Below are 13,633 nucleotides of genomic sequence, written 5' to 3'. Positions count from 1 at the left end.
TCTTCTAAATAACTAAGTATTACTTTATCTTATCCCTAAGCTTTAAAAGTACCTCTCTTATTTCATTAACCTCTTCATGGGTAAAGTTTTCAAATACACTATCAAAGCTATTATTTATATCACACCTAAAAGTTTTTGCAAAGTCTACTCCTTTTTTAGAGAAAACTATATATGTATTTCTCTTATCCTTTTCATCCTTAAACTTCTCCACATACCCCATATTTTCAAGTCTTGACACTATTCCTGACACAGTTCCCTTAGCTAAGGACATTTCATCACAAAGTTCCTTAACTGTAACCTTTCCCTTATGAGCTATAAGTTTAATCACTGTTATTTGTTGGTGAGTAAGTCCACTTTCTTTAAGTCCTTCACTTACTTTCCCCATGGTACTTGAATAAATTTCCTTTATCAGCATAGCTATTTCAAATGAATCATAATTCATATAAGTCCCTCTTTTCTAAAAAATAAATTTCAAATTATATTTCTCCAGGGGATCTAAGTCCTATGAAAAATATATAAAAGATTCTACCTATAAAATTAATGGTACATAAAGTCTTCTAAACTTTATGCACCATTTAATACCTTTATACTAAATTAGCTAATTTTATATTTTACTTTTAAATTATCAAAGGTGAAGAATCCTACAAAGAAATATACGCCAGCCATAAATAGTGCTGCTCCTAATCCCATATAAAAATCGCCTAAATAAACTGGATTAAATATTCCTAAGTTTCTAACTGAAATTCCAAAGAAAATCATAAATCCCATTATAAGATAACTCTTAAAATCAAAGAAGGAAAATACACAATGTTTATCAAGTTTACTATTTACTATTCTTGTTGTATGTTTCTTAAACATTTTACTAAATATAAATTTAAAAAACACAAAAAATATAACTGCTGCAAAAATGATTGTTATGATTAAGTTTCCGTGATGTGACATAACATCTCCAAACCCTAAAGTAAATACTCTAAATCCTGCAAATCCCCATACTAATCCTGCTATAAAAAGTAAAATTCTCTTACTAACTCTTGGAGTAAATTTTTTAATTCCGTCCATAATTTTCATCTCCTACAAAATAATTTTATTTTATTAGATGCAACCCACCTTAAAATGGTTCGCATGAAAACTCTTTGTTCCTATGCAAACCATTTTACTCCTAATAATAATTATTGTCAAATAAAAATTTTTATTTATTTCATTCTTTATTTATGCAGATCAATTACTGAAATTAAGGTTACTAAAATTTTATTACTTAAATTATAATCTCTTTCATAAGACTCTTATTAACCCCCAAATTATCCTTTCAAATATTTAGTATAAAAGATTTTTTTAAGGGAAACATAAGGGTGTATCCTTATAGAAGTTAAGACTTCATTTTTGTGATTGATGTTCATCACCTCCTAAAAGTCTTAATTTCTCAAATTTTCTATATGCCTTTTTAAATTAAAGATGGCTATACCTTATATTTCCCCCTTCTAAGAAACTTCAGGTATAGCCATCTATTTTTATTTAATATTATTTCTTATAATTTTAAAAGATGTAAAAGCAAAAATCACAAAGCCTACAAAGGATAAAATAGAACTTAATAAAAGAATTATATCTCCTATTACACTTAATCCAATAAAGCTAAAAATTTCCAAAGATCTTTGAAACATCTCTGTTTGAAGTAACACAAGCATAAAGGATCCTAATGCTACTAAAATCAACTTAATATTTTTATTTTCCATTTAATAATCCTTCCCTATATTTCACCTTACTTACTTTTTCCCTATTTTCCACTTGAAATATTTATTTACAAAAATCAAAAATATAACTAATAAGATACTCATTATAAAAGGCTCTAACCCTTCATACAACCTAATAAAGGTATTCAACTAAAAAACTCCTCCTTAAATTTATAAAGCCTAAATAGCCCTATTTTTAAAGAATATTATTTCTAATAAGATTAATAATTTTTTTCATCTCATAACATCTCCAATTAATTATTTTATCTATTGCTTATATTTGTAAATTTTATAACATACAAACTTATTACCAACTTAAAATATTTTGTGTTGCTATTTTTTGATATTCATTGCAACATATAAGCTTACAATCATCTCCCCCAAAATGTTCAGAAAAATAAAGTCTTTCCTCTTCTAGCTCTTCTATTTTATCAATATTTCCTTTAAGATAAGCTTTTATTCTATACATAGCAGAATCGCATCTTGCCATAACTCCACCAAGTCTAATATCCATAACTTCAAAGCCTTGTCCTTTACATTCTTTATACCATAGATCCCTAAAACTCTTATGAAAACTCTTTAGCTTTTCTTGTATTTCTGGAATAAAGTTATATGCTATAAGCCTTAATGCATCCTTATCCTTTTCTAGATAAGCTTTTCTTATTTCTAATCCTATTTCACTTTTAACTGAAAGGTAAGCAGCAAGTTTAGAATACATAGTAAACATTAATTTAAACCTCTCACTTTTCTCTCCTATTTCCTCATATTTTTTAGAAAGATTAATATAATGTTCTTCTAAGTCTAGCCCCTCTAAATGCTTATCAAAGGCTCCTAAAAGCAAATCTTGGTAAGCTATATATTTTGAAGGATTACAAACCTCCATATTAGGAATTTTAACTGATGGAACAAGATCTAATTCTTCTAAAGAAGTAAAGTCCTCCATGCTAAGCCCTGTTAAAGATTTGCATCTTTCATCTATCCATTCTTTCTCTACCTTGTTATAATAGCCATGCTCTCCAAATAATATAAGACCTACTATTATTGAATATATTGGCGTTTCTGATCCATCATCTCCCCAAGCCGTTGCAAAGACTTCTTTTATTCCTTTAGCCTTACATTGATTTAAGGCAGCATTTGTTGTTTCAAAGGTCTTTGAATAGTTTGGAGCAAATCCACTCCACCTCCAGCATCCTCCTGCAAAGATAATATTATTATTAAAATCATCTCTAATATCTAAAAGCTTCTTATATTTTTCTTCATCAGAATTATAATAATCCCAATAAACTAAGGAAACTTCCTCTGGAATATTATTTGCTATTTCAGGAGTTATAACTATATCTAAATCGTAATATCCACCATCTGGAGCTCCACATCTTAAAAACATATCATCCCAAATCATTGGCTTAAAATCATATTTTTTTGCTATTTCATTAACCTTATTTAAATGCTCTACCATGAGCTCTTGGTGAGGAACATGTCCATGTTTAGTTAAATAATGGCCTCTTCCTAAATCAAAAGCCTCATCCATACCTATATGAATATTTTTACTTCTAAAGCACTCTCTTAAAGAAGAAATCATTGCCTCTATAAACTTATAAGTCTTTTCCTCTCCTACTAAAAGTACATCTTGAGTGTCTTTCACCCCTTCCCCATAAGGCCATCTTAAAGTTTGTTTTAAGTGAGCTAAAGTTTGAATACAAGGTACAACCTCTATACCTAAAGAGTATCCATAATCATCAATTTCCCTTAATTCCTCTTTGGTATATCTTCCTCTCATATAACCAAAGTATGGATAACCCTCAATCTCATAAGTATCTTCAGTATAAAGCATACACCTATTATGTCCCATTAATGCCATATATCCTAATATCTTTTTAACCTCAGAAACTCTATAGACAGCATTTCTTGAGGCATCTATCATTGCTCCTACTGAATCAATATAACTTTTTTCACTTTTTCTAAAACTCTCCTCTCCCTTTTTAAGAAATTGAAGATATAAACTAAATGCCCTAAAAAAGTGATGTTTTTTCTTATATCTTATTTCATTATTTTTTCCTCTAAGGACTTCTATTACATTTTCTGATTCTTCAGGAAGCTTAGAAACATTTATAATTTCTAAATTTTCATTATTACTCCCCTTCTCATTATAAAGCTGAAAATCAATTAGTTCTTCTAATCCATTGACAGCTTCTAACATTTCCTCATTTAATCCAACTAATTTAACTCTCATCTTTATTCCCCTCTCATACTAAAAATAGGTGTTTCCTATATAATTCCACATTAAAATCAAATATCCTACTAAAAAGATTATTTTATGATAAATAAAAATAAATTGTTATAAAAATGAACTTTTTGTTGACTAAATTCAAACTTGCATATATAATCTAATTGAAATTGATTATCAATAATAGAAAGGAAGACATAATAATGCTACTTATAATTTCATTATTAATAACAACAGTCTTGAGTATTGTTTTTTATAAAGAAATAAAAAAATATTCTTCAATACTCTACATAATAGCTACTTTAATAGTTGTATTTTTCATAGTATTTATGAAAACCGATCTACATAACTATATTCCTAAACACATAAGTAAATACACCATAGGAGTATTCTCTAAAAGTACTTTTTCCTTAGCTTTATTTACTATAGTAATGTACACTGGAGCTTTAAGTAATTCATTTAAATATAAGAAAAACCTAATGGCTATAAGAGGCGAACTTTCAATAATCGCTTGTATCTTAACCTTAGGTCATAATATTTTATATGGAATATATTATTTCCCTACATTCTTTACTAACCCACATTCTTTAACTTATTATAAGTTTTTTGCAACTTTATTAAGTTTAATCATGATATGCTTAATGATTCCTTTAATGATCACTTCATTCCAATGTGTAAGAAAAAAAATGAACTATAAAACATGGAAAAAGATTCAAAGGTCAGCATATTTATTTTATGGTTTAATGTACATACATATAATGCTTTTATACATACCAAAATTTGATAAGAAACTTTTTGAAATAATATTATATAGTATTATATTCTTTACATACTATTTCTTACGTATAAGAAAGTATTTTAAAGATAAATCTAAACCTTGTTTTAGCAAATAAAAATTACTCTAAAAATGGACTAGCTCTTTTTACCATTAAGAGCCTCTAATAGTTTTTAAAATAAATAAAATAACCTATACATAAATAACTACACATATAAATAAAACTTATAAATAGATAAAGAGCTTATATTTTTTAAACTCTAAATCTATTTATAAGTTTTTTAATATATCTAACCCATAATATTTAAGCTTATTAAATTTATAATAAAATTTCTTTATATGCCCTACTAAAAATTATATTTTTATTTTCTATTTAAATTCCTCTGGATGTCTTCTCTTAAGTTCTGGAACTGCCCATCCTCTTCCTGTTTGCTCTAATCTTTTACAGTACTCTTTTAAATGACCTTTAGCATGATATGGTCCTCCCTCTCTTATTACAGTCCAAAGGGGATCAACATCACTTTCACTACTCATCATCATTTCATCATGCCACTGTTGAAGAAGATATGCTCCTTCCATGCATAGTTCTTTTCTTATCTCTGCTAAATTTCTTATTTCGTGAGGATTATCCTCTACATTAAAAAGCATTTCCTTTGGAAATAAGTGGTATCCATCATGATAAGTTCTAATATAAATATAATCTTTAAATCTTACAGCTCTTTGGCACACATGAGCACATTGCCCTAAAACCAAATAATCTCTTCCTGTATCTTCTCCATTTAAAATACTTTGTGCATAGCTTCTACCATCCCAGTACTCTTTCTTTTCCTTATTAAATAACTCAGCTAAAGTTGGTACTAAATCTAAATTATAATGGAATCCATCATCTCTGTAATTTTTCATAGCTCCAGGCCACTTTATTATCATTGGTATTTTAGTAGTTGCATAATCAGCAGTTCCGTGCTCTGCATACATACCAAATTCACCTATTGCCTCCCCATGATCTGATGTTATTATAATAGCAAGGTCTTCGTATAATCCCTTATCTTTTAATAAATTGAGTATTTGTCCAATATGAGAATCCATATAATTTATTCCTGAATCATATTGATCAAAGAATTTTATAAGATCATCATAATTTTTAATTTCTCCCATATGTTTTGGAAATCTTGGTGATGTATCACTATTATACATTCCTATTTCTCTAGCTCCATGTGGTCCAATTTTATTGTTACGATGTTCATTAAATCTTTCCTCACTTATCCATCTCTTTAAACCATCTCCTTCAAAGGGATTTTCATAAGTATCTGGAGTTCTATAAGGAGTATGTGCATCCCAATAGTTTACATGAAGGAACCAGTTATCTTTATCGCAATTATCTTCTATCCATTTTAAGACAGTTGGAGTTACTTCTTCTGCTGACTCTGCTCCACATCCACCTACGTTATGAAGCTCATTAAACCCAGCATTAAACCACCAAGCACTATGTCTCTCAGCAAAAGTACTTATAGAAGCTGTATAAAACCCTTCACTTCTTAAAAACATAGGAAGGCTATTAAATGCCATTCTATCATTGAAACCTCTATTATCCCCATCTATTCTGAAATCAGCACAAACTCCTCCATGATTTACAACACCAGTATGTATTCCAAATCTTCCTGACATAAGTGCAGCCCTTGAAGGAAGACATGGTGCATCTGAACAATAATAATTATCAAAAGTTATACCCTCCCTTGAAACACTATCTATATTAGGAGATGTATTTCTTTCATATCCATAGCAACCTAAATGATCTGCTCTTAAAGTGTCTAAATCTAACATTAATATTCTCATTTTCTCAACTCCTTCAATAAAACGAAAATTTAATTTCTTTAATATATAATTCAACACAACTTCAAAAATTCCATAAAAACTCCTTATTATAATTAAATTCTATAATTATCTCCTTAAATTAATATTTTCTCATACTTAATTTAAAGTTATAAAAAAAGGAATGTATCAAAATATAATAAAAGCTATTTTGATACATTCCCTTTTGAAAAAATTAATAGTTATATATTATTATAAAACTAAATTTCTTTAGTTTTATTGAATCTTCTTATATGAATTTCAGTACAAATTATAGGACTAACTAAAATTAATATACCCACCAAGATATACCCTATATCAGAAATTTCTAAATTAAAAAATCTAATTATCAAAGTGAATATTATTGAGAATATAAATACAAAAACACATGGCTTTAAAATATAATTATTAGCCTCTTCCCATGTTTCTTCATTTCTCATTGCATACTTTAGTTTATACCCTACAAAAAGATTGGGATATTCCTCATAGTCATCATGAAGCTTTTTACAAATAAGCCCACTAATAAACATAACTATTCCCATAAAAATTATCACCAAAAATATTTTCCCCCTTCTAGTTTAAACACCAATACTAAAAAATATAAAATTGCAATCGCCTTTATATAATACCACTATTTACCACAATTTTCATTTAATAAATTCTTTTAAATTCATTCATTATCCTTTAAATCCATTCATTACCATTGCTTTTTTTTTATATTTCTCATGTTTTGGATAATTTGGATAATAAGATACAAATTTAAATAAATTAATTGCATATTTGAATATAAATTTAAATTAAGCAAATAATAATTCATGAAGAAGGAGTATTTCATTCCTTCTTCATAACTACTTACTTTTTTAAGCTTATAGGTTTAAGATTTAATAGCCTATATCTTACGATTATTAAAAGTGTAATTAATTAGTCAATCAACTTTAATTCTCTCAAAATTATTGTCACTTCATTTAATTAAGGAGAATACCTCTCTTTCAAAGAGATTCTTAAACCTATAAGCTATTTGTTTTGAAAAAAAGAAAAGCTATTCCTCCCACTGAATAGCTTTTCATTTACTCACTCAACAATATATACAATATAAATTAATACTTTATTTTACTTATAAATGTTACCACTCCCTCTTTAATTTAACAATGTTCTAAAATTAACAAATTGTTACGTATATTACAGTAACAAATTATTTTTTAACATTATTCTCTTCTAACTTTTAATTTCGTTAAAATATTCATTTTATTTATGTACTCTATTATCTAATTCGATTTCGACAATTGAAATTGGTCATACCACCTTTCAAATAGCCATTTTCTATATGTTCTTATTTTTTAAATTTACAAAAAAAGCTCCTTACTCTATAAATATTTCAATATAAAAAATATTTAAAAATTTTCCTTTTTATTTCTCTATGTCATTGTTCCTTTGAACAAAAATACTATATATTAAATATTGCAACTTTTTAAAATACAGGTTATAAATTTATCAATTAATAATAAATCTAAACTTTTCTTATAAATAAACTTAAAATATAACTAAAAATATTTTATTTTTCACTTTTTGTACAAGCTTGAAAATTTGATACTATCTATAAAGAAAATTATAATTAAATTGTTAATACTTAAAATAAAATATAGATTTAGGAGAGTGAGATATATGTTAGGTAACATAGTGATTTATCTTAATTATGTTATATTAGTAGCGATTATTGTAGGTGGTATAGCTTTAGTAGCTGCAAGCTCAAAAAAACATGAACATAAGTAAACATTTAAGTTTTGACGGAATCTCACATATAAAAATAATCTATGCATTTAAGTTTTGGCAGAAAAAAATCTCTAGCTATAAACTAGAGATTTTTATTTTATAAAAAGTATTATTTCTATAGATAATAAATCATGTCTATTTTTAAAATTTATATAAAAAAGAATTCTTAATAATTTACATTAAAAGAAATTATAAATCATCTTTTAATTACTTTAAAAGTACAATAAAAAAGAGTTATATGATTTTAATTAAAAGTCTTTTTAAGCACAAGTTAATTTAACTTTTAATTCCTCTATCATATAACTCTTAAATATTTTTAAGTTGCTTACTTTAGAGTATCCTACTCTATTTACTAACCTCTTTGTTAGTAAGACTTTTTATTTATATTAGCCTTTAAAACAACTTAATTTAATTTTTGATTCCTCTTTGAACCTTGGTACTTCTTAAAGCACCTTACTCACCATTGAGATTTTTACCTGTTTTGGATTTGCTTTCTGATGTTATTTTTGAGCAATCCTAGCTTAAATTACCCAAAAATAAAAGATAGATACTCACTTTGAATACCTATCTAGGAAAATCTCTACAAGTTAATTGATGAATCTCTATATTTTAATCATACTAATTCAAGCCACCTCATTGTAGCTTACCATAATTAACTTAAATCTTAATTTAAATAAACTAACTCATAAATAGTCAGAACTTTATTAATATGGCTCTATTCCTCTTCAGTATGATAAAATTTCAATCACTTGTCTCTTTCCCCAGAAAGATAAACTATTCGCTTTGAATTAGGCAGGTCTCCTGGCTCATAACTATATCTTCTTAACACCTTCCCATGATTGATCACAGTGGTATATCGTTAAGTCGAAGTCATTTACAGTTGCTGGGGGCAGCTTTAGTTTTACACTAAATTCCCTATTAAGCATCACTGCACCTATTTCAAAAGTAGATTTTAAATCTCTACTTAATTACATTATATAAATAAATCCTTCAATTATCAACACTTTTTCTTAATAGTTAAATTTATTAAACAAAAATTTACTAATTATAAATTATAATACAAATTTTTCATGTTATATTATTATTAAAATTCATAATATAGGAGGATTTTATGAAAGAAAGAATTAACTTTAAAATTCTTAACCAAGCTGCTTGGATAAGCTTACTTTTAACCTTTATAACCCCCTGTGAATTAAGCCCTTCTGGCTTTAAAACTTGGGGATATCCAGTAAAATATTTTACAACATATGAGTTTCCACAAGATAGTATCACACTCCTATCCTCTACTTCAACTAGCATATTAGGATTAATATCAAACATCCTAATTATATATATTATCATTAACACATTTATTCTTTTAAAAGAACGCTTTATAAAAAATAAAAACTAACCTCCTATAAAAACATTTTTCTCAAAATCTTTATAAACAAATCTATCCTTGGTATTAAAAATTTATAAAACAATATATTTTTATAAAAGGAGGAAATAATTATGTTAGAAATTAGTCCTTTAGATGATGTTATGTCTTATTTTCATCTAATATTTTTTACTTATATTGTTCTCTTTATTGTTATAACCTTAAACTTTACTAAAGCAATTTATATAAATAAGAAATTAAATCTTAATAATTCTAGTAGAAAAACCCTTCAAATATTTGATTTAAGTATGAATACTTTTTGTGTTTTAGCAATGCTTTCTGGCCATGTATTTCAAGGAGTACTAGCAGATAATAATGCTTTAGGATGGACTACTTGGAATAACAGACTTTTATTAATATCTATTATGAGCCTTATTATTTTTATATTAAATCTAATTGTAGTTTTTAAAAATAATAAAAAGTAAAATCAGCCTGAAACTTTTTTCTTATTAAAATGTTCTTTAATCTATATTTAGAAATAAACATTAATTTAAACATAGTATAATTTATTTGTGCTAACAAACACAGACTATAAAAAATAAAAAGCTATAGTATAGTTTGATTAATTAAAAAATCTACTATACTATAGCTTTTCATTTCCAAAATTTGTAATTTATTAGAATTTAAGTTATAATTAATATGTAAACTTAAAAGCATTGGAGGTGCTTATTATTCTGTATTTATCTTTCTTTCTAATAATTGCAATAAGTATTTTCTTAGGTAGAGGAAAAAGCTTAGTAAAACAAAAATTATTTTTAACTTTATCCTCTTTCTTAATATTAATTGGAATAATTACTTCATTTCTAATAAAAAGTATATTTTTAAATAACTTAAGAATCCATAATGAACTTTATGATTATGTAAATCTTGAGTTTATAAATTGGGCCCTTAATAAATTTAATTCTTACTTTAAATGGTCATATTTATATGTCTTTATAGTCTTAGGAATTCTCTTATATAATCTATATACAGATTATAATATAAGGAATAGAGAAAACTTAAAACACTTTAACTATATTTGTGTAACATCTATGGGAGTTATATTAACTGGTGCAATAATCTATTCCTTTAGCTCCATAAATAAAGTCTTTGACATACCATTATATTTAGAGATAACAGCTTTTTCTCAAATATTTATACTTTATATTCCACTAGTGGCAATGAGACTTTATATAGGAAATCCAGAGGTTGAAAATACAGTATTTGAAGTATAAAAATATTGTATTTTTTATCCATCTAATAAGAATATATTATTTATATATTTAAGCTTAATAATTATCTAAATCTTTATTTATTAAGCATATTCATAGGTATTTATCACTTTCATAATTTTTCAAAAACAAAAAGTCTGTAGCAATATATTCTTGCTACAGACTTTTTTACTTTAATGCTTCCTTATCTCTTTACTATTTATACTAATTTAAAACATCCCTATTCTTTTCATTTTTTGATAAGTTAATTATTAAAAGTATTGAAATTATAATAAATACTACATAAGCAATTAAAGGAATATATTTAGGATAATTTATTGTGGTCATATGATTTAGTCCTATATTATCTAAAAACATTATTAAAGCTCCTAAAATAGGCACTTGTACTCCTATTAATGCCACATAACTTTTAACTTTACTACTTACAAATAATGATACGCTAGTTACCACAAAAGTTATTATATATATAACTAGAATAGTTAACATTATATATTGTCCAAAAGTTAAATCAAACCAAGAAACCATATAATTAAATTTAGAATTTATGCTACAATTCCAAAATTGCAATGTATCATTAGGAATATACATTAAAAATAGCCCTATTAACTCCAAAGTACTTATTCCAAAAGCAGTTATCATAGCTGAAATAACTTTTTTACTCCCCATCTTTCTTCCAGTTTTTGATGAATACTGAAGAAGGTTTACTTTATTTTTTTCATCTCTTAAAAATATTGGTGATATTATAAAAGCTAAGGTCACCACAACAAGTATTGAAAAATTAGTTATTAAGGAATCATAATTTAAAAAAGTAACATAACTTAAAACAGATTTTGGTTGCTCACCTTTTTCAAGTTCTTCTAACCTTTTGTACCTATTGGTTTCACTGCTATCTAATCCATAGTGTCTATTTAAATAATCTTCATATGACAATATTATAGACTCTCTAGTTCCCATCTCCCAAAATAAATATACATTATCCTCAAAATATATTTTTGAATGAAGCTCATCAACCTTTTCATCAGTTTTTCCCTTATCTAAACTTTCTCTTAGCTCTCTATATGATTTTATTCCAAGTTCTTGTGCCTCTTTATCTCCCTTTAAATATTCGTCTGCCTCTTTTTCTCTTAAAGCTGACTTTTCCTTAAAATCTTCAAATTCCTTTTCATCCATTGTTGTTCCATAATCTTTAAGCATTTCTACGCTTAAATTAAAAGTTGGTGTGTCTGAACCATTTGGAAAAACTTCTATCCAAAAACTTATAAATATTTTCCATATTATAAAAACTATTAATCCAAGAATCAATAGAATTTTTAAATTAAAAAGTTTCTTTATTTCATTAATTATTATTCTCATATTTTACCTCTTCACTTAAATTAATATTTTTCCCTTATAATATATCTACCTTCTTAAATCTTTTTATTAAAATTAAGGAAATTATAGTTACAATAATTCCATTACTTATTAATGTTCCTTCTATATAATATTTTGAAGTTAGTAGTGCTCCAGCCTCTGCAAACCATTTTTGTGGATTTAAGGTTAAAACAAATATGTTAAAATATGACCATATAACTAGTTTTGAACTCATACTAAATAATCCTGGCAGCATAAATAATCCTCCAAAAAGTATAAAAAAGGCAAAAAAAGCTTTATAACTACTCTTTAGAAAAAGACATAAGGATAAACTTATTCCCCCTGAAATAAGTGATATTATTAAAACAACTCCTATGGAAAGAAGTAAGTTTTGTAAAACTGTAAGGTTATACCAAGATATATGAGGACCTACTTCCCAATTTAAAGCACTACTAATTGGAACATTCCAAATCTTACTATAATCAAACACACTAAAATATACAATTAGAGTAATTACTAAGATGATTATTGCAACTAATATTGAATACATAAGTCCAACTATAGCCTTATCTTTAATAAGATTACGCCCTCTTTTTGTAGCAGAAACTAATCCTAGAGTTTTATTTTCTCTCTCATAATTTATTAAAAAAACTACTCCTAATACTACAAGTATCATAATTTCAATTAAGCAAGCTCCAATTACTTTTTTATATAATAAATTTTGAGTTCTATAACTTTCTCCAAAGAAAAATAAATTTTTATGTTCTCCATTACTTTTTAACTCTTGAAGTCTTTTCCCTAAATCTTCATAATTTTTTCTAACTAAATTAGCGGCTTCTCCTTTAAACCCATACTTATTTATGTTACTTTCAGCCATTTTTTCAGAATCTAAGCTTTCTATTCTATGAATAAACTCTGGAGTTATATTTTTATATAAATTAATTGCACTTAACTGATTTATTAAATCCATATCCTCCTTTGAAAATACTTTTTCCTCATAAGTCCAATTATGAAAATCCTTATTAGCTAAAAATTCATCCATAGATTCAAAGGTTTTATGAAGTTTTCTTTCTGTAAGCTCATTTAAATCCTTCATCTTCTCATCATACATATTTTCTAACTTTTTAAGCATATTCTCGTCTACTTTATATCCAACCTGACTTATTAGCTTATTAGTTTCCTCTAACCCCTCTTTTATATAGGAATTATCCTTAATTAAAATAAAATTGTATATTAAGAAAATACCTATAAGAACTATTAACACTGGATTTCTAAAAAGTTTTTCCCATTCACCCTTTTTAATACTCATAA

The 13,633-nt window shown here is 26.1% G+C and carries 12 protein-coding genes and 1 riboswitch; of the genes, 4 read left to right on the top strand and 8 right to left on the bottom strand.

The window, feature by feature from the left end:
- Positions 1 to 19: 19 nt before the first annotated feature.
- From CPF_RS05435 to CPF_RS05420, 4 genes are all read right to left on the bottom strand, one after another.
- The gene (locus CPF_RS05435) at positions 20 to 442 is read right to left on the bottom strand and encodes a MarR family winged helix-turn-helix transcriptional regulator (RefSeq protein ID WP_011590571.1); all 423 of its coding nucleotides are present in this window, start codon (positions 440 to 442) and stop codon (positions 20 to 22) included.
- Between the two features lie 152 nt (positions 443 to 594).
- On the bottom strand, positions 595 to 1,059 hold the full coding sequence (locus CPF_RS05430; protein WP_003451945.1) for a hypothetical protein: 465 nt from the start codon (positions 1,057 to 1,059) through the stop codon (positions 595 to 597).
- A gap of 449 nt (positions 1,060 to 1,508) precedes the next feature.
- Positions 1,509 to 1,730 carry a hypothetical protein gene (locus CPF_RS05425; RefSeq protein WP_003456362.1) on the bottom strand — a complete coding sequence of 74 codons (222 nt, stop codon included), beginning with the start codon at positions 1,728 to 1,730 and terminating at the stop codon, positions 1,509 to 1,511.
- A 304-nt stretch (positions 1,731 to 2,034) separates the two neighbouring features.
- A complete protein-coding gene (locus tag CPF_RS05420) occupies positions 2,035 to 3,957 on the bottom strand; it encodes a beta-N-acetylhexosaminidase (RefSeq protein WP_011590570.1) in 1,923 nt (640 codons plus the stop codon).
- A gap of 197 nt (positions 3,958 to 4,154) precedes the next feature.
- On the opposite strand from CPF_RS05420, the gene CPF_RS05415 reads away from it, so the two are divergent.
- Complete coding sequence (locus CPF_RS05415; protein ID WP_011590569.1) at positions 4,155 to 4,844, top strand: ferric reductase-like transmembrane domain-containing protein; 690 nt, start codon at positions 4,155 to 4,157, stop codon at positions 4,842 to 4,844.
- Positions 4,845 to 5,095: 251 nt separating this feature from the next.
- Here the strand turns inward: CPF_RS05415 and CPF_RS05410 are convergent, their stop codons facing one another.
- Together CPF_RS05410 and CPF_RS05405 are read right to left on the bottom strand one after the other, a co-directional pair.
- The gene (locus CPF_RS05410; RefSeq protein ID WP_011590568.1) at positions 5,096 to 6,559 is read right to left on the bottom strand and encodes a sulfatase; all 1,464 of its coding nucleotides are present in this window, start codon (positions 6,557 to 6,559) and stop codon (positions 5,096 to 5,098) included.
- Positions 6,560 to 6,795: 236 nt separating this feature from the next.
- Complete coding sequence (locus CPF_RS05405) at positions 6,796 to 7,128, bottom strand: SdpI family protein (protein ID WP_233419473.1); 333 nt, start codon at positions 7,126 to 7,128, stop codon at positions 6,796 to 6,798.
- 1,989 nt (positions 7,129 to 9,117) lie between these two features.
- A riboswitch (cobalamin riboswitch) is annotated at positions 9,118 to 9,297 on the bottom strand.
- A 158-nt stretch (positions 9,298 to 9,455) separates the two neighbouring features.
- Here CPF_RS05405 and CPF_RS14875 point away from each other — a divergent pair.
- The 3 genes from CPF_RS14875 to CPF_RS15215 all read left to right on the top strand — a co-directional run bounded on the left by CPF_RS14875 (position 9,456) and on the right by CPF_RS15215 (position 10,975).
- On the top strand, positions 9,456 to 9,734 hold the full coding sequence (locus tag CPF_RS14875) for a hypothetical protein (protein WP_158301052.1): 279 nt from the start codon (positions 9,456 to 9,458) through the stop codon (positions 9,732 to 9,734).
- A gap of 101 nt (positions 9,735 to 9,835) precedes the next feature.
- Positions 9,836 to 10,186, top strand: a complete 351-nt coding sequence (locus CPF_RS05395; RefSeq protein WP_011590565.1) for a hypothetical protein — start codon at positions 9,836 to 9,838, stop codon at positions 10,184 to 10,186.
- A gap of 237 nt (positions 10,187 to 10,423) precedes the next feature.
- Positions 10,424 to 10,975, top strand: coding sequence for a hypothetical protein (locus CPF_RS15215; protein ID WP_011590564.1), 552 nt, complete (start codon positions 10,424 to 10,426; stop codon positions 10,973 to 10,975).
- Between the two features lie 201 nt (positions 10,976 to 11,176).
- On the opposite strand, the gene CPF_RS05385 is transcribed toward CPF_RS15215, so the two are convergent.
- Together CPF_RS05385 and CPF_RS05380 are read right to left on the bottom strand one after the other, a co-directional pair.
- A complete protein-coding gene (locus CPF_RS05385) occupies positions 11,177 to 12,325 on the bottom strand; it encodes a hypothetical protein (RefSeq protein ID WP_011590563.1) in 1,149 nt (382 codons plus the stop codon).
- A gap of 34 nt (positions 12,326 to 12,359) precedes the next feature.
- The gene (locus CPF_RS05380; RefSeq protein WP_011590562.1) at positions 12,360 to 13,631 is read right to left on the bottom strand and encodes an ABC transporter permease subunit; all 1,272 of its coding nucleotides are present in this window, start codon (positions 13,629 to 13,631) and stop codon (positions 12,360 to 12,362) included.
- Between the last annotated feature and the right edge of the window lie 2 nt (positions 13,632 to 13,633).

The sequence above is a fragment of the Clostridium perfringens ATCC 13124 genome, from assembly GCF_000013285.1.
GTDB classification, from domain to species: Bacteria; Bacillota; Clostridia; order Clostridiales; family Clostridiaceae; genus Sarcina; species Sarcina perfringens.
This window is presented reverse-complemented; position numbering and strand designations above follow the sequence as displayed.